19 protein-coding genes are annotated in these 14,889 nt (G+C 58.0%); 8 read left to right on the top strand and 11 right to left on the bottom strand.

From position 1 onward, the window contains the following. Positions 1-8: 8 nt before the first annotated feature. The 3 genes from ABFT80_RS22330 to ABFT80_RS22320 are packed head-to-tail and all read right to left on the bottom strand — an operon-like array spanning position 9 to position 2,691. Positions 9-1,418, bottom strand: a complete 1,410-nt coding sequence (locus tag ABFT80_RS22330) for an ATP-binding protein (protein ID WP_347974165.1) — start codon at positions 1,416-1,418, stop codon at positions 9-11. A 36-nt stretch (positions 1,419-1,454) separates the two neighbouring features. Further along, positions 1,455-2,174: a response regulator transcription factor gene (locus ABFT80_RS22325; protein WP_347974164.1), complete on the bottom strand. Its 720-nt coding sequence runs from the start codon at positions 2,172-2,174 to the stop codon at positions 1,455-1,457. Then, positions 2,161-2,691: a MarR family winged helix-turn-helix transcriptional regulator gene (locus tag ABFT80_RS22320; RefSeq protein ID WP_347974163.1), complete on the bottom strand. Its 531-nt coding sequence runs from the start codon at positions 2,689-2,691 to the stop codon at positions 2,161-2,163. The genes ABFT80_RS22325 and ABFT80_RS22320 overlap by 14 nt, the downstream gene beginning before the upstream one ends. Positions 2,692-2,934: 243 nt before the next feature. Here ABFT80_RS22320 and ABFT80_RS22315 point away from each other — a divergent pair, with 243 nt between their 5' ends. The 3 genes from ABFT80_RS22315 to ABFT80_RS22305 all read left to right on the top strand — a co-directional run bounded on the left by ABFT80_RS22315 (position 2,935) and on the right by ABFT80_RS22305 (position 5,050). After that, positions 2,935-3,828 carry a branched-chain amino acid aminotransferase gene (locus ABFT80_RS22315; RefSeq protein WP_347974274.1) on the top strand — a complete coding sequence of 298 codons (894 nt, stop codon included), beginning with the start codon at positions 2,935-2,937 and terminating at the stop codon, positions 3,826-3,828. Positions 3,829-3,981: 153 nt separating this feature from the next. After that, positions 3,982-4,290, top strand: coding sequence for a hypothetical protein (locus ABFT80_RS22310; protein ID WP_347974162.1), 309 nt, complete (start codon positions 3,982-3,984; stop codon positions 4,288-4,290). Positions 4,291-4,405: 115 nt separating this feature from the next. After that, positions 4,406-5,050, top strand: coding sequence for an MBL fold metallo-hydrolase (locus ABFT80_RS22305; RefSeq protein ID WP_347974161.1), 645 nt, complete (start codon positions 4,406-4,408; stop codon positions 5,048-5,050). 59 nt (positions 5,051-5,109) lie between these two features. On the opposite strand, the gene ABFT80_RS22300 is transcribed toward ABFT80_RS22305, so the two are convergent. From ABFT80_RS22300 to ABFT80_RS22290, 3 genes are all read right to left on the bottom strand, one after another. Further along, positions 5,110-5,553: a BA14K family protein gene (locus ABFT80_RS22300; RefSeq protein WP_347974160.1), complete on the bottom strand. Its 444-nt coding sequence runs from the start codon at positions 5,551-5,553 to the stop codon at positions 5,110-5,112. Positions 5,554-5,819: 266 nt separating this feature from the next. Continuing rightward, entirely contained in the window at positions 5,820-6,032 is a 213-nt protein-coding gene (locus ABFT80_RS22295; RefSeq protein WP_347974159.1) for a cold-shock protein, read from the bottom strand. Between the two features lie 401 nt (positions 6,033-6,433). Then, on the bottom strand, positions 6,434-6,646 hold the full coding sequence (locus tag ABFT80_RS22290; RefSeq protein ID WP_347974158.1) for a cold-shock protein: 213 nt from the start codon (positions 6,644-6,646) through the stop codon (positions 6,434-6,436). A 367-nt stretch (positions 6,647-7,013) separates the two neighbouring features. Between ABFT80_RS22290 and ABFT80_RS22285 the strand changes: the two genes are divergently transcribed. After that, positions 7,014-7,493, top strand: coding sequence for a Kazal-type serine protease inhibitor domain-containing protein (locus ABFT80_RS22285; RefSeq protein ID WP_347974157.1), 480 nt, complete (start codon positions 7,014-7,016; stop codon positions 7,491-7,493). Between the two features lie 50 nt (positions 7,494-7,543). On the opposite strand, the gene ABFT80_RS22280 is transcribed toward ABFT80_RS22285, so the two are convergent. Beyond that, a complete protein-coding gene (locus tag ABFT80_RS22280; protein ID WP_347974156.1) occupies positions 7,544-8,224 on the bottom strand; it encodes a winged helix-turn-helix transcriptional regulator in 681 nt (226 codons plus the stop codon). Between the two features lie 151 nt (positions 8,225-8,375). On the opposite strand from ABFT80_RS22280, the gene ABFT80_RS22275 reads away from it, so the two are divergent. Next, complete coding sequence (locus tag ABFT80_RS22275) at positions 8,376-9,524, top strand: acyl-CoA dehydrogenase family protein (protein ID WP_347974155.1); 1,149 nt, start codon at positions 8,376-8,378, stop codon at positions 9,522-9,524. Positions 9,525-9,544: 20 nt separating this feature from the next. Here ABFT80_RS22275 and ABFT80_RS22270 read toward each other — a convergent pair whose 3' ends face one another. Beyond that, the gene (locus ABFT80_RS22270; RefSeq protein ID WP_347974154.1) at positions 9,545-9,937 is read right to left on the bottom strand and encodes a hypothetical protein; all 393 of its coding nucleotides are present in this window, start codon (positions 9,935-9,937) and stop codon (positions 9,545-9,547) included. Between the two features lie 961 nt (positions 9,938-10,898). On the opposite strand from ABFT80_RS22270, the gene ABFT80_RS22265 reads away from it, so the two are divergent. Both ABFT80_RS22265 and ABFT80_RS22260 read left to right on the top strand, forming a co-directional pair. Next, positions 10,899-11,243, top strand: coding sequence for a DMT family transporter (locus ABFT80_RS22265; protein WP_347974153.1), 345 nt, complete (start codon positions 10,899-10,901; stop codon positions 11,241-11,243). After that, complete coding sequence (locus tag ABFT80_RS22260; RefSeq protein WP_347974152.1) at positions 11,243-11,806, top strand: TetR/AcrR family transcriptional regulator; 564 nt, start codon at positions 11,243-11,245, stop codon at positions 11,804-11,806. Before ABFT80_RS22265 ends, ABFT80_RS22260 begins: the two co-directional genes overlap by 1 nt. 103 nt (positions 11,807-11,909) lie before the next feature. Here ABFT80_RS22260 and ABFT80_RS22255 read toward each other — a convergent pair whose 3' ends face one another. Beyond that, complete coding sequence (locus ABFT80_RS22255; protein ID WP_347974151.1) at positions 11,910-12,788, bottom strand: LysR family transcriptional regulator; 879 nt, start codon at positions 12,786-12,788, stop codon at positions 11,910-11,912. A gap of 144 nt (positions 12,789-12,932) precedes the next feature. Here ABFT80_RS22255 and ampC point away from each other — a divergent pair, with 144 nt between their 5' ends. Then, positions 12,933-14,060: a class C beta-lactamase gene (gene ampC, locus ABFT80_RS22250; protein ID WP_455189986.1), complete on the top strand. Its 1,128-nt coding sequence runs from the start codon at positions 12,933-12,935 to the stop codon at positions 14,058-14,060. A gap of 56 nt (positions 14,061-14,116) precedes the next feature. On the opposite strand, the gene ABFT80_RS22245 is transcribed toward ampC, so the two are convergent. Both ABFT80_RS22245 and ABFT80_RS22240 read right to left on the bottom strand, forming a co-directional pair. Further along, the gene (locus tag ABFT80_RS22245) at positions 14,117-14,545 is read right to left on the bottom strand and encodes an SRPBCC family protein (RefSeq protein ID WP_347974149.1); all 429 of its coding nucleotides are present in this window, start codon (positions 14,543-14,545) and stop codon (positions 14,117-14,119) included. Further along, positions 14,538-14,873, bottom strand: coding sequence for an ArsR/SmtB family transcription factor (locus ABFT80_RS22240; RefSeq protein WP_347974148.1), 336 nt, complete (start codon positions 14,871-14,873; stop codon positions 14,538-14,540). Before ABFT80_RS22240 ends, ABFT80_RS22245 begins: the two co-directional genes overlap by 8 nt. Positions 14,874-14,889: the final 16 nt, after the last annotated feature.

Genomic DNA, 14,889 nt, shown 5'->3' with positions numbered 1-14,889 from the left:
GTGAGTTCCTAAGCCGGAACCCGTATCCGTGCCCGTAGCCCCCCCATCGGGCTATCCTCCAGCGAAATATCGCCGCCATGGCTGCGCGCGATGTCGCGGGCGATGGCAAGGCCAAGTCCTGTACCGCTGGCATCGAGATTGCGTGCTTCGTCCAGCCTTACGAATGGCTTGAACACTTCCTCGCGCTTTTCCGCTGGAATTCCCGGGCCGTCATCGTCGATCGTCACCAGAAGCGAGCCGTCACTGTGCACCGCCTCGACTTTTACCGATTGTGCGTAACGGAAGGCGTTTCCGACCAGATTTGCCAGAAGCCGCGAGAATGCGTTCGGTCGCACATGAACTTCCGGCGAGCCGATCAGGGATGTTTCCAGTTTGCAGCCCTGAAGCTTGGCCTGATCCGACAGTTTCTGGAAATAGGCATTGAGGTCGAACAGGCCGGTGTCTTCGGAAGCTTCGCCGCGCGTGAAGGCGAGGTAGCCTTCCAGCATCGATTGCATGTCGTCGATGTCGTGGTTCAGCGCCTGCATGCCGGCTTTCGAGCCCCCTGCTAGCGCAAGCTGAAGCTTGAAACGGGTGAGAATCGTTCTGAGATCGTGGCTGACGCCGGTCAGCATGGCCGTGCGCTGCTCGATCTGGCGTTCGATACGTTCGCGCATCTGAATGAACGCAAAGCCTGCGCGCCGTACTTCCTCCGCGCCGCGCGGCCTGAAATCCTCCGGCATCGGGCGGCCCTTGCCGAAGCTCTCGGCGGCTTCCGCCAATTGCAGGATCGGCCTGATCTGGTTGCGCAGGAAGGGAATCGCGATGATCAGGAGAACGAGCGACGTGCCGACCATCCACAGCAGGAAGATATGCGTGTTCGACGCATAGGCCTGGCTGCGGCGGGCAAAGACACGCAGTACCTTTTTGTCGAGCTGGACGCGGATTTCCACGATGTTGGAATTGCCGACCGTATCGAGCCAGAAGGGCCGGTTGATCTGCTTGGTGATTTCCGACGAGAGGATCTGGTCGAGTATGGAAAAGAACGGTTTCGGCCCCGGCGCGGGCAGGGGGTCGGACGGCAGGATATCTATCTTGAGGGCTAATCTGTCCTGCGCGATGCGGATCACATTCGCGTAATTGTCGTCCTGCGGATAGGTCTCGATCATATCGATGATCGCAGCGATGTCGCGCGTCACTGCCTGTGAAAGACGCAGCGTCACGGTCTGCCAGTGGCGCTCCATGAAGACAAAGGCGAGCACCGATTGCAGCAGGATCATCGGGGTGATGATGATGATCAGCGAGCGCGCATAGAGGCGCTTGGGCATATAGAGCGCGACAAGCCGCCAGAATCGTTTCCACTGCCGCGCGATAGCCGAGCGGGTCTGCCCTTCCGCCAATCCGCTTTCCTTTGGCGCGTTTAAATCAGTTGTTGCCATCCACCTTCCGTTCGGCGTTCGAAACGCCAGCCTGCTCTATTCGACGCTGAGGCGATAGCCTATGCCGCGCACCGTCTGCAGCCATACGGGGTTGGAGGGGTCGCGTTCGATCTTGCGGCGAAGGCGATTTATCTGCACGTCGATCGTGCGTTCGCCGACATCCGTATCGCCCGAAACCAGTTCGTGCCGCGGGATCGTCTCGCCTGCACGCTCTGCGAAAATCGCCAGAATTTCCTGTTCGCGGTCGGTCAGCTTCAGCAGTTCGCCGCCCCTTTTCAGTTCGCGCTTGGCGATCTGGAACGTATAGGGGCCAAAAACGATCTGCTCTACCTTCGGCACGGCGACCGGGCCGCCACGGCGAAGGATGTTGTTGACGCGCAGGATAAGTTCGCGCGGGTCGAACGGCTTGGGCAGATAATCGTCCGCGCCCGCTTCCAGACCCGTAATGCGATTGTCCGTCTCGGAAAGTGCGGTCAGCATCAGGATCGGTACGTCCTTTTCGGCGCGCAGCGATTTGGTGAGATCGACGCCGTTTTCGCCCGGCATCATCACATCGACGATCAGAAGGTCGAAATCGAGCCCGATCAGCTTGCGCCGCGCTTCCGCGGAATTACCGGCAACGGTGACGCGAAAGCCGTTTTCGCTCAGATATTGCTTCAGCAGGTTGCGGATGCGCGTATCGTCGTCGACGACCAGAAGATGGGGCGCATCGTCGAGAGGTGCAGACGGGTTGTCCGTCAACTCATTGGTTTCCATCTTCGTTTCCTGTCGCCTTTCCCGGCTTGTCGATCTGTGTCCTGAGTTCCGGATCGACCATTGCCTTCAAGAAGCCCGCTATGCTCTCACGTTCGGAGTGCCCAATTCCCTCAAATGCCGCATGGATGCGGCGCGACTGTGGCCGCGCCAGATCGAGTGCAAGTTCACGCCCCTTTGCGGTCGGATACAGCTCGCGCTGCCTTCGGTCGCGCGGACCTTGAAGCTGAACGATATAGCCGCCATCGATCAATTGTTTAAGCACTCTTGCGAGGCTTTGCTTGGTTATCTTCAACACATCGAGCAGCTCTGCAACCGTCAGGCCCGGCATTCTGTTCACAAAGTGCAATATTCGGTGGTGCGCACGGCCGAAACCGTAATCCGACAAAATCTTGTCGGGATCGGACGTAAAATCGCGATAGGCAAAGAAGACGAGCTCAATGATCGAAAAATCGATCCCGTCCTCGTTCGTTATAGGCGTTTTTATGGGCTGCACGCCTTTTCCAACCTTGTCGCTCATGCTGTTTTTCGCGAGTCCTGTAAATTATGTCAGTGATGTTGACATAATTTGGGGCCAATGATAATTTTTGGCAAGCTTTTCGACGGATTGCGAACAAAAAGGCCATTTCGGGCCGGTTTTTCCGTAATTATCTGAGTTTGCCTTGGATTTGTTATCCGCCTACGCTGCATGACAGAAAATCTGTCGTGCCACATCAACAAACGGCACGAAACGACGGCGGAAATGACACCGCGGGAGGTTATGATGGCATCCGTTCCTTTTGATCAACTGGACGGTTTTATCTGGATGAATGGCGAGTTCGTCAAATGGGCGGACGCCAAGGTCCACGTACTGACGCACGGCCTGCATTATGCAAGCTCCGTATTCGAAGGCGAGCGCGCCTATGGCGGCGAGATCTTCAAGCTGACAGAGCACACTGAGCGCCTGCATGAATCAGCGCGCATTCTGGGTTTCACCATTCCTTACTCCGTGGCAGAGATCGACGCCGCCTGCCGCGAGCTTCTGAAGAAGCAGGGCTTTCAGGACGCCTATGTACGTCCCGTCGCGTGGCGCGGCAGCGAGATGATGGGCGTCGCGGCCCAGAGCAACCGCATCAATCTGGCGATCGCAATCTGGCAGTGGCCGAGCTATTTCGACCCGGCGCAGAAGCTCAAGGGCATTCGCTTGGATATGGCTGAATACCGTCGTCCCGATCCGCGCACTGCGCCGTCGCGGGCCAAGGCTGCCGGCCTCTATATGATCTGCACGCTGTCCAAGCACGCTGCCGAAGCCAAGGGTTATGCCGATGCGCTGATGCTCGACTGGCGTGGTCAGGTGGCAGAAGCCACAGGCGCAAACGTCTTTTTCGTGAAAGACGGCAAGATCCACACGCCGAAGCCGGATTGTTTCCTTGATGGAATCACCCGCCGCACCGTCATCGATCTTGCAAAAGCTCGTGGCTATGAAGTAATCGAGCGCGCTATTCTTCCCGAAGAGATGGAAGGCTTCGAGCAATGCTTCCTGACAGGAACGGCAGCCGAAGTTACGCCTGTTTCCGAGATCGGACCCTATACTTTCACTGTGGGTGAAATCGCGAAAACCCTTATGGAAGACTATTCTCAGGCCGTTCGCCCCAAGCATGCAATGGCCGCCGAATAAGAATTCTTCTGTTAAATTAGAAGCAACTGAAACGGGCGGCAGAGATGTCGCCCGCTTTTATTTTAAGCACCGCCATTTGACTTTCTTGCAGAACGGAGTTTCATCTTGCTTGTCGGCCGGCTCGGTCCGGTCGCTAACGGAGAGGGAAATCCGATGGACACGAGTGTTATCGTTCAACTTGTTATACAGGTGGTGACTGGTGTTATAGGCGGACAGGCCGTCGGCGCGGCGTTCAAAACAGCCGCGATGGGCCAACTTCCAAAATTGCTCGCAGGCGGTATCGGCGGTATCGGCGGCGGCGCTTTGCTTGGAAGTTTGCTCGGCGGTGCGACGGGCGGAGCCGACATGGCAGCCACCGGCAGCCAGATGGGCAGCCTTTTGACAAATGCGATCGGCGGTGCCGGTGGCGGTGCGATCCTGACGGGCATCGTCGGCGCCATCATGAGCTCGATGAAACGATAATCGACACTCCAATTTATGCGATGGGCGGTCCTTTGGCCGCCCATTTGTTTTTCTGGATGGTGGACAGCAAAGCCCGGCTTTCCTAAATCGGTGTCTGCTTCAAGAAAGGAAGATCATGGGTCGTTTGAATGCCGGCATCGTTCCAGTCACGCCGTTTCAGCAAAATTGCACGATACTTTTCGATGAGGAAACCAAGAAAGGCGTCGTCATCGATCCGGGCGGTGACATTGAGCGCATTACGGAAGTGCTCGAAAGCAACGGCATCACCGTAGAAGCGATCTGGCTGACGCATGGGCATATCGACCATGCCGGTGGCGCGATGGATCTCAAGGATCAGCTCGGGATCGATATTATCGGACCGCACGAAGCGGACCGGATGCTTCTCGACAATCTGGAAAATCAGGCACAGCGCTTCGGCCTACCGGGTGTTGTGCGAAACTGTGTGCCGGACCGGTTTTTGAACGAGGGCGAGACGGTATCCTTCGGCGACCACAAATTCGAAGTTCTGCATTGCCCCGGCCATGCGCCGGGCCATGTCGTCTTCTACAATCGCGAGGCGGGCTTCGCTCATGTCGGCGACGTGCTTTTTCAAGGATCGGTCGGCCGCACCGATCTACCGGGCGGCGATCATGCAACGCTGATCCGTTCGATCAAGGAAAAGCTGTTGCCGCTCGGCGATGAAATAGGCTTCATCTGCGGGCATGGGCCGGGTGGTCGTTTTGGCGAAGAACGCCGGACCAATCCGTATCTCAACGAATAAGCACAAAAAGAAAAAGGCGCTGCCGCGATGCGGCAGCGCCTTTTTCTCAAATTATATGCTTAGTTTGCGGCGCAGAAGCGCTGTACGCCGTCATAGCCGACGAAGGTGCCTGAGCGCGGATCGAAGCTGCGGTAACGGTTTTCGCAATAGCGATACCATTCCGGGCTCCATGGCTCGAGGCCATAGCTTTCCGTATAGGCAGGAACCACGACGCGCCGTACCGGGGCAGGACGGTAGTAGCGCGGTGAATCATCGTAATAGTAGCTGTCCTGCGGCTCGTAATAACGGGGCGGAGGTGCCGAATAGTATCGCGGCTGCGAATTTGCAGCGCCTGCAATCAGCGCACCTGTTGCCAGGCCAATGACGCCCGCAGCTACGATCTCGCCGCCACGGTCGCGATCGCGGTGATGCCAACGATCACGCGCCTGTGCTCCGGGAATGACGGCCAGCGTCGTTGCGGCAACTGCTGCCGAAAGAACTGCGGTCTTGAGAAAACGGTTCATCTTAGTCTCCATCACGCGCGGCCCTTAGAGAATTTCGGGTCGGTGTATCGCATTTTTAGGACGCCCCACCTGAACGGCACCTGAACGAAGATGCGCTTCAAGAAAGGCCGTTTCATGAACGTGAGGGAGAGTGGTTTCGTTCCGATACATAGAGGAAGAGGGCGTCAACTCATGTGACGCCCTGAAAGGCGGCTTTATACCTGCCAGAATGCGCGCCTGAGCACACTCGTTCTGATCTGAGCTTTGGCGCTAGCCCAGAGGAGCTGTCAGCCGACGGTAAGATTGACCGCTTTGGGACCCTTGCCGCGCTTGTCCGGTTCGGTTTCGAAGGAAACTTTCTGGCCATCTTCCAGACCGGGCAGGCCGGATGCCTGAACCGCCGAAATATGCACGAAAACGTCCTTTTCACCGTCGTCCGGTGTGATGAAGCCAAACCCCTTGGCATGGTTGAAGAATTTAACGGTGCCGGTCTGCGGCATGGGAAACTCCTTTAGTCCCTTCCACTCCATGTCATGCGTGATAGGCGATATCCCGCACAATATCGGCCGTTCACTGGAGGAGAAGAAACAGTAATCGCGCCGGGAGTTGCTTCCCGCTGATCGCGACTTCCCAAAGAACTTGTAAAGTTCTTATGGAACAAGCCATTCCAGTCTCCGGGCCGGCAAATGCCCGAAGCCGAAATTTGTCCATATTTTAACGCCGGGGGCAAGCGAAACTTTCAAGGCGATCTCGCAGCCGGTGCGCTACCTTAGTTTTACTCGACGATGCTGCCCTAGGGCCAATAGCTGGAAGCTATCGGGGCAGGCTGCAAATGAAAATGGCGCGGCCAGAAAGGCCGCGCCATTAAATCTCGGTCCTGCGGGCAGGTTCGCTGCGGAGCTTATTCCGCGCTGAGGTTGACCGCCTTCGGGCCTTTGCCCATGCGGTCCGGCTCAACGTCGAACGACACTTTCTGGCCATCGACCAGCGTGCGCAGCCCGGAAGCTTCGATCGCCGAAATGTGCACGAAGACGTCCTTCGCGCCATCGTCAGGCGTAATGAAGCCGAAGCCTTTGGTTGCATTGAAGAATTTTACGGTTCCGCTCTGGGACATCTGGGTGAACTCCTTCGCCCGTTTCGTTGTTCTTCGATCCGTTCAGCTCGCTGCTTTCGTGGATCGTATTTCTGCCTGCTGCTTATGCATTCGCGCATACTAAAATCCCCCGCCAGAAAACGGGGTTTGTCAGATATTCACGGTTTCGGGGAAAGGGTCGTCCAAAACGTTCCAGTTCTCCGGGTCAGCAAATGCCCGAGCTCTAATTTTATTGCATGGAAATATATAGTTCGCAAGACAGTTTGTCGCATACGCGTTTTACGCGAGTTTTCGTGCTCTGCGCAATTTTTTCTTTTGGCTGGGCGTCCAACCGGATCAAACATCCAAAAACGGTGTTATTGTCCCGTGGGTGGCAAGGAGAGGACAAATGCGCATTCCAAGTTTCGGCAAGATTTCCGCGTCGGTTTTTCTGATGGCGGTGGCGGTTTCCGCTTGTACGGTTGAGCCGGGGCCAGGCCCGGGTCCAATCGGACCAGGCCCCGGTCCGGGACGACCAGGGCCTGAATTCTGTACGCGCGAATATGCGCCCGTGTGCGGCCAGCGCCGCGGTGACAGGCAGACATTCCCGAATGGCTGCGAAGCCGACAGGGCAGGCTACAATATCGCCTATCCCGGCGAATGCCGCGGCAATAGCGGTGGCGGAGGCGGATGGGACAGGCCGCGTCCACCGCGTCCAGGTCCGGGAGGCCCGGGTACGCGCCCGCCGCGCCCTGAGCCGGGTCCGCAGATGTGCACCCAGCAATATGCGCCGGTTTGCGCCCGTCGCGGCGGCACGCAGCGCACCTTCGGCAATTCTTGCGAAGCGCAGGCTGCAGGCTTCCGCGTGATCTACGAGGACCGCTGCTAGTCCAGAGAGATCGCCGGGCGTTATCGAGGGTTCGGTGACGCCCGGCGTTTTTAAGCCTTTTTGTGAGCGAACGGGCTGAGGCCCAGCCATTGCTGCATCGCACCCGCAATGGAAGGGTCGCCATTGACCTCCAGATTTCCCGCGTCGATTTCCTGGCGCATCTTCGCGATGCCCATCCAGATGGCCGTCATCGTTCGAAGCGGCGAGCGCACCAGAAGGTCGATTTCGAAGCCCGGATCGAAGCCGCACAGGTCTACCGTGCCGCTTTCGACAACCAGCCAGAAGTTTTGTTTCGCATTTGGTAAATCGGGATACTGAAACTGTATCGTGCAGCGGCGCGGCGGGAACGGCTCTATCACCAAATGACGGCGCATGTCCCACATCAGCAGTGAAGGGTCGAGATTGCGCAGCGAAAGCTGGGATTCCACCCATCGCGTTCCCCAAAACCCAAGCCCCATGACGATTTCGCGCAAATCCTCGCCTGCATCGGTCAGACGGTATTCGATCGTACCGGCGTTTCGTTCGACATAGAGGATGCCTGCCTTTTCGAGCTCCTTCAGACGCTTCGACAGCAAGGCGGGCGACATGCGCGGCACGCCGCGGCGCAGATCGTTGAAGCGGGTGGTGCCTGCCAGAAGTTCGCGAACGACTAGCGGCGTCCAACGCGAGCAGAAAACCTCTGCCGCCATGGAAACCGGGCAGAATTGTCCGTAGCCGCCGCGTTCCAGCATTGCCGGGCACCTTTAGCGATAATTGGCGTAATTTAGCACTTATGCGGATGAACCGCAAAAGCGGCGGGGCAGTACAGTTCTGGAACTGGACCGGAGCGGTGCGGAGGTCACAATGACAGCGTTCAACCATAACAACAAAGGGAACGCCGTCATGAGCATTGCAAACAAAATTCATCAACTCGATGCGGAAAGCATCCTGGACATCGTTACGCGTCTGCTGCCGGAGTTTGCAGCGCGTGCTGCCGAACACGACGACGAGGATCGCTTCGTTTCGGAAAATATCGCAGCGTTGAAAAATGCGGGTCTTCTGGAAGCAGCAGTCCCGCGCGAATTCGGCGGGCATGGCGCGGAAGTCGCAGAGCTTTGCGCCATGCTGCGCGCGATCGCGCATAGCTGCGGCTCGACCGCGCTCGCCTTTTCCATGCATACGCATCAGGTCGCCATTCCTGCGTGGCGCTGGCGCAACCAGAAGGTCGCGGCGGTGGAGCCGCTTTTGAAGCGCGTTGCCGCCGAAAAGCTGATGCTGCTTTCGAGCGGCGGGTCCGACTGGATCGGCGGATCGGGCAAAGCTGTGAAAGTCGAGGGCGGCTATCGCATCACGGCGCGCAAGGCATTCACTTCGGGGGCCGACGCTGGCGACCTGTTGATGACGGGCGCCATTCTGGAAGGCGAGGAACCGGCCAAGGTGATCCATTTTGGCGTGCCGATGAAGGCCAAGGAAGTGCGGATCGTCGAGACGTGGCGCACACTCGGCATGCGCGGAACCGGTTCCAACGATGTCGTCATCGAGGATCTGTTCATTCCCGATGCCGGTGTTTCCTTCTCGCGCACTGCCGGTGAATGGCATCCGGTGTTTCAGATCATCGCGACTGTCGCATTCCCGCTCATCTATTCGGCCTATCTGGGCGTTGCCGAAAGCGCGCGCGACATCGCAATCGGCCTCGCGACCAAAAAGACGCCAAGCCCGCACACGATCGAGCTTGCGGGACGCATGGAAACCAGCCTGCGCGCCGCGCAGCTTGCACATCGGCATATGATCGCCACAGCGGAAGGAACGAGCGCCACGGCTGAAACCGTCAACGAGATGATGATCGGCCGTGCGCTGGTGGCGGAGCATGCGATCAAGGCCGTGGAACTGGCGATGGAAGTGGCCGGAGGCGCGGGCTTCTACCGCAGCAACAGGCTGGAACGGCATTTCCGCGACATTCAGGGCGCGCGGTTCCATCCGTTGCAGCAAGGCCCGCAAGCGACCTATGCCGGATCGATGGGGCTCGGACTGCCTGTCGCGACGGTCTTCTAACGGCGTCGATCCGGCGGGGGCTATTGGTTGGCTTCGGGAGCTTTTTTCTGAAGGCCGCCCAGGAACATGTCCTGCTCGCGTTCGGCGTCTGCGGTCAATTGTGCCCAATAGGCGAAGACGCCGTAGCGCATGTCATGCAGGGCGGCGCGATGGTCGTCGTCCCGGAATTTGGCGCAGGGCGGGTCGTTTTCCTCGACAGCACAGCAGGATTTGCGGCGACGGCAAGACTGCTTCGGGCATTGCGTGTGGAAGCCTGCCTGATTGGCCTTGTAGCGCACATTCGCGATCAGGATTTTGACCGGAAACTCCGGCGCGGTGAAAATATCGGCCATGACCGGGATCAATTGTTCAAGCACATCCTTGAGCGGCTCCGGGCGTCCGGGCAGGGGCGGAAGATTGTCGGTTTTCAGCATCTGGCGTTTTCCTTGGCGTGATGGATCGCTTCCGCACTTCAAACGAAGCCGGATCGATGGTGGTTGGGAAGACGGGCGGTGCGGGCTCGCTCATCAGTGTGTGTTGGTGGTGCGAACCTCGCACCGCCCGTCGTTCCTCGCTCGGAAAGCCAAATCGTTGGCTTCCCGTCCGCTACGCGGACCGCTCCTCACCTACTATCCATTTGGCCGGGCACAACGCTCTTTTCCTGCGATTGGTCTGCAGGAGAGAGACGCCGCGGTTTCTCCGCACGCTGTCCGGCATTTCATTGACGGGGTTTGTCACTTCCCGCCATGACGCACCTTGAACGCGCCGGCCTGTCCCAGCCCTCCGCTATGGCTCCGGGCGTTCAACACTCAAAAAGCCAAATCGTTGGCTTTTTGCCGACCTTCGGTCGAACATGTCTCACCCCTCGGAGCCCGCAGCTACCGTAGCTGTTGGCGGGAGGTCATCGCCGTTCGACCTGATACCCGGTGCGCACCCGGTTCCCGCTCGAACAGTGGGGAGATGATAGGAGCGAGGGAAATGGGGGTGGATAAAGTTTTTGGAATTTGAGGTTTTTATCCACGTTGAGGGAGTTGGTGGTGCGTGCTTCGACGGGCTCAGCATGAGGGAAGTGGGTGCTGAGTGCGTCCTTCGAGGCTCGCTTCGCTCGCACCTCAGGATGAGGGAGGTTGGGTGATAAAAGCACAACTTCAAAGGTTTAGCCTCTGAAATCCGCTGCCTCCCTCATCCTGAGTGCGAGTGAAACGAGCCTCGAAGGACGCACAATTTTAACCGCTTAATGGGGGCGAACCGGATTTCGCCGTTGGGACAATTCTTGAAATCTGCGATTTTTATTCACGCGTGAGGGAGGAAATGACGTTCATAGGCAAGGCGGTCGAGTACTTGACTTCAAAAGAAACCGAACATATGGTATCTTTTCAAAATTGGAGTTTTTTCATGAATCCCGCTCTTGTCGCCTATGGTGCCCTCGCGCTCGCAATCGTCTGCGAGGTCACCGGATCGTCCCTGCTTCAGAAGTCCGAGCAGTTCAGCCGCCTGTGGCCAACCGTTGCCATGGCGGTCTGCTTCGGCGCGTCGCTGTTCTTCCTCTCGCAAGCGCTTAAAATCATCCCCCTGGGCGTCGCCTATGCAATCTGGGGCGGGCTCGGCATCGTGCTTACTGCGCTTATCAGTGTGTTCGTGTTCCGATTCACGCTGGATGGTGCAGCGTTGATCGGCATTGCGCTTATCGTTTCAGGTGTCGTCGTCATGAATGTCTTCTCTGGCAGCGTGTCGCACTGATGGATCGGGAAAGCGGTTATACCCGCAAGAAGCAGCCCGAACTGGTAAGGCGCGCCTTGCTGGACGAAGCGGCGAAGCTTTCCGTCGAGCAAGGGCTGGCGGCTGTCACCGTTCAGGCCGTCGCCGATGCGGCGGGCGTCACCAAGGGCGGCTTCATGCATCATTTTCCGAGCAAGCAGGCGCTTATCGACGCTGTGTTTCAAGACATGCTTGAAGCGATAGACTGCGATCTAGATACGCGCATCGCTGCCGATTCCGAGGCATACGGCACTTTCACAAGAGCCTATGTCGAGTCGGTTTTCGACGCCGAAAAAGATGTAGCTGCCGGGCCATGGGCTCCGTTGTCTATCTCGATGCTGACGGATGCAAAACTTCGAGCCTTATGGGCGCAATGGTTCGACGCACGCGTCGAGCGGCACCATGAAACCGACAACGATCTGCAGCTTGCGATCACCCGGCTGGCGGCTGACGGGCTCTGGCTGGCAGACATGGGGGGCATTGCTTTGCCGGACAGGGCGCGCCTGAGAGAGAGGCTTATTGCGGCTACACGACGACAAAAATGATGGCTTTCAACGTGCGTTGGTCTGCCTGCTCAGGCAGCGGGGGAGATAATTGGCTGAGGCTCAGCATGAGAAAGGCGGGCCTGACGGTTCATACCCCGTCGCCTCAAATCTCCGCCGTCTGTGCCTCGATCCATTCGGCGAATGCGCTCATTGCGGCAGTCTGTTTTCGTGATTTGAGCTTTGTCAGCCAATAGCTGCCGAGCGAGATGGAGTCTGGAAAGGGTCTTACGATCGAGCCTTTTGCAAGCTGGCGTGAGAACAGGAGGGCGGGGGCCAGGGCGACGCCGGCGCCTTGCTCTGCGGCTTCCATCATGGCCAGCGATGAATCGAAGACGATTGCGCTTGCGATGTTTGATGGAACTTCCGTACCGGCGGCGACGAACCAGCGTGCCCATTCGTCCATGCGGTAGCTTCGAAGCAGGGTCAGCCCGTTCAAATCTTCCGGCGCGCGGAGTTTGGCAGCGAGTTCAGGTGTGCAGAGCGGGGTGAGAGGGGCGTCGAATATTTCGGTCGCGTCTATGCCGTGCCATGCGCCGTCGCCGAAACGGATCGAGTAATCCAGCCCCTCCGCCGCCATATCCACGCGGTTGTTGTTCGTCGATAGCCGCAATTCCACAAAGGGATAGGTTTGCCGGAAGTGATCCAGCCGGGGCAGCAGCCACCCGACTGCGAATGTTCCGACCGCGCCGACCACCAGCAATTCACGGACCTTTCCCGATCCCACAATATCGAGCGTCGTTGCCAGGCGATCGAACGCGTCACTGACGATGGGGAGCAGGAATTCGCCCTCGGCGGTGATCTTTAGCCCGCGGGGCAGCCTGCGGAAAAGCTGAATGCCCATGCGTATTTCGAGCGACCGGACCTGCTGGCTTACGGCCGCCTGCGTCACGCGAAGCTCGATCCCGGCGCGCGTAAAACTTTGATGTCTGGCCGACGCTTCAAACGCCCGCAGCGCATTCAGTGGAAGAAAAGGTCGAACCATCTATGCCCAAGTTTATCTTATAGCTGGTCTGATTTATCATCGTTTGTACAGGAAACGAAGGGGCCATAAACGAGATGGACCCCAAATTGAAAGGAGATAGATTTGTCCCAGCCCGTTACCTGGAGACTTGCGGCCGGCGTTTTCCTGTCCGCCCTTGGCTGTTTTTCGAGCGCAAATGCGCAGAGTTCGGATCGGGAGGCGATGGTTCGCCAGATCGTCGATGAAGCGATGAAACCGGTCATCGAAGAGCATGGTGTTCCCGGACTGGCGGTCGGGCTGACGATCGACGGTCAGCGCTATTTCCTCGAATATGGCGTGGCTGCGAAAAAGCCGAGAGAGGAAATCACACGCGAGACGCTGTTTGAACTCGGCTCGATCAGCAAGACATTTACTGCGACGTTGGCGACCTATGCCGAAGTCGAGGGCAAGCTGTCGATGAGGGACAGCGTAACCAGGCATATGAGCGAATTGCAGGGAAGCGCACTGGACGATGTGCGGGTGCTCGATCTGGGCACGCATACGGCAGGCGGCTTTCCGCTTCAGTTCCCCGATGGCGTGAAGAGCCGAAGCCAGCTCATCGCCTATTACCGGGACTGGAAACCGGAATTTACGCCCGGTACGCACCGTACTTACGCAAATCCGAGCGTCGGGCTGCTTGGCATGGTTGCTGTAAAGAGCATGGGGGAAAATTTCAAGACGCTCATGGAAAAGCGGATATTTCCGGAATTCGGGCTTGAAAGAACCTATATCGACGTGCCTGCGGCGGAGATGAAATCATATGCCTGGGGCTATAACAACAATGACAAGCCTGTCCGCGCGGGTCCCGGCATGCTCGCGGCAGAAGCGTATGGCGTGAAGTCGAACACCGTCGATATGGTCCGCTTCCTTGAAGTGAATATGGGTATTGGCGACGTGCCTGAAAAACTCGCCCGCGCCGTGAGTGCGACGCATATCGGCTATTTCCGTGCCGGTGAATTGGTGCAGGATCTTATCTGGGAGCAGTACCCGTATCCGGTCGAGCTGAACAAGATCGTTGCGGGCAATTCCGGCGCGACGACACGGGGCTCGATCCCGGCGGAAGAAATCGATCCGCCGATGCAGCCGCGGGGGGACGTGATCATCAACAAGACCGGATCGACCAACGGTTTCGGCGCTTACGTCGCCTATGTTCCGGGCAAGAAGATCGGGATCGTCATGCTCGCCAACAAGCGCTATCCCAATGAAGTGCGTGTAAAGGCCGCCCATCAGGTCTTGTCGCGGCTTGCCGAATAGGGATGGTCCAATCACCGGGCGCTATTCGAAAGCGCCCGGTGATGTTTCGAAAGAACTCAGGCGAGTATCTTTTCGAGCTGTTCGATGATTGCGGTCCAGCCCTGCGTGTGGCCCTGACGCTCTGCCTCGCTGCGGAATTTTACCTGTTTCAGCGTGATGTCGGTCGTGCCGGGTTTGGGTTCAGTGAAGTCGATGGTGACGACGCTATCGTCGAGCGAGTTCTCCGATGCCCATGTGAAAGACAGGCGCGAATAGGGGTCAATTTCGAGATAGGTGCCGGTGTGCGGAAGTTCGCGCCCCTCGGAAATCATGAGGATCGTGAATTGACCGCCCTTGACCGGGTCGTTGGTGACTTTCGACGGGCTGGTCATGCTGCTCGACGGCCTCATGAATTGCCCCAGAATCTTTGGCGAAAGCCAGGCGTCGAACACCTTTTCGCGCGGGGCGGGGATCGTGCGGGTTACTGTCAGTTCGAGTTCATTCATCGTCTTCGTCCTTTGAAACGAGTGCCTTTTCCAGCGCCGCAAGGCGCAGTTCCCAAATTGACTTCAGTTGCGCGAACCAGCTCTCGGTGAGCCTTAGCGGTTCGAGCTCCGCGGTGATGAAATGCTCGCGGCCCAAAGTGCGGCGGGTGACAAGTCCGGCCTCCTCCAGCACCTTGATGTGCTTGGAAACGGCATTCAGGGACATGTCGAAATGGGCGGCGAGGGCGGTCACTCTCAATGCATTCTCCTGAACAAGCAGCGTCAGGATTTGCCGCCTTGTGGTATCGCCGGCGGCCTTCAGAATTCGTGACAGAGCATCTTCGTCCATTTATTCTCCCGATTGG

This window comes from Foliimonas ilicis, assembly GCF_039939195.1.
GTDB lineage: Bacteria > Pseudomonadota > Alphaproteobacteria > Rhizobiales > Rhizobiaceae > Foliimonas > Foliimonas ilicis.
The sequence above is the reverse complement of the archived record's forward strand: the minus strand, read 5'-3'. Positions and strand labels throughout refer to the sequence as shown.

Coding starts and splice junctions, on each gene's coding strand:
- ABFT80_RS22285 (WP_347974157.1), top strand. CDS start 7,014: ATGCGCATTCCAAGTTTCGGCAAGATTTCCGCGTCGGTTTTTCTGATG.
- ABFT80_RS22280 (WP_347974156.1), bottom strand. CDS start 8,224: ATGCTGGAACGCGGCGGCTACGGACAATTCTGCCCGGTTTCCATGGCG.
- ABFT80_RS22305 (WP_347974161.1), top strand. CDS start 4,406: ATGGGTCGTTTGAATGCCGGCATCGTTCCAGTCACGCCGTTTCAGCAA.
- ABFT80_RS22270 (WP_347974154.1), bottom strand. CDS start 9,937: ATGCTGAAAACCGACAATCTTCCGCCCCTGCCCGGACGCCCGGAGCCG.
- ABFT80_RS22300 (WP_347974160.1), bottom strand. CDS start 5,553: ATGAACCGTTTTCTCAAGACCGCAGTTCTTTCGGCAGCAGTTGCCGCA.
- ABFT80_RS22330 (WP_347974165.1), bottom strand. CDS start 1,418: ATGGCAACAACTGATTTAAACGCGCCAAAGGAAAGCGGATTGGCGGAA.
- ABFT80_RS22275 (WP_347974155.1), top strand. CDS start 8,376: ATGAGCATTGCAAACAAAATTCATCAACTCGATGCGGAAAGCATCCTG.
- ABFT80_RS22255 (WP_347974151.1), bottom strand. CDS start 12,788: ATGGTTCGACCTTTTCTTCCACTGAATGCGCTGCGGGCGTTTGAAGCG.
- ABFT80_RS22240 (WP_347974148.1), bottom strand. CDS start 14,873: ATGGACGAAGATGCTCTGTCACGAATTCTGAAGGCCGCCGGCGATACC.
- ABFT80_RS22290 (WP_347974158.1), bottom strand. CDS start 6,646: ATGTCCCAGAGCGGAACCGTAAAATTCTTCAATGCAACCAAAGGCTTC.
- ABFT80_RS22310 (WP_347974162.1), top strand. CDS start 3,982: ATGGACACGAGTGTTATCGTTCAACTTGTTATACAGGTGGTGACTGGT.
- ABFT80_RS22245 (WP_347974149.1), bottom strand. CDS start 14,545: ATGAATGAACTCGAACTGACAGTAACCCGCACGATCCCCGCCCCGCGC.
- ABFT80_RS22295 (WP_347974159.1), bottom strand. CDS start 6,032: ATGCCGCAGACCGGCACCGTTAAATTCTTCAACCATGCCAAGGGGTTT.
- ABFT80_RS22315 (WP_347974274.1), top strand. CDS start 2,935: ATGGCATCCGTTCCTTTTGATCAACTGGACGGTTTTATCTGGATGAAT.
- ABFT80_RS22320 (WP_347974163.1), bottom strand. CDS start 2,691: ATGAGCGACAAGGTTGGAAAAGGCGTGCAGCCCATAAAAACGCCTATA.
- ABFT80_RS22325 (WP_347974164.1), bottom strand. CDS start 2,174: ATGGAAACCAATGAGTTGACGGACAACCCGTCTGCACCTCTCGACGAT.
- ABFT80_RS22260 (WP_347974152.1), top strand. CDS start 11,243: ATGGATCGGGAAAGCGGTTATACCCGCAAGAAGCAGCCCGAACTGGTA.
- ABFT80_RS22265 (WP_347974153.1), top strand. CDS start 10,899: ATGAATCCCGCTCTTGTCGCCTATGGTGCCCTCGCGCTCGCAATCGTC.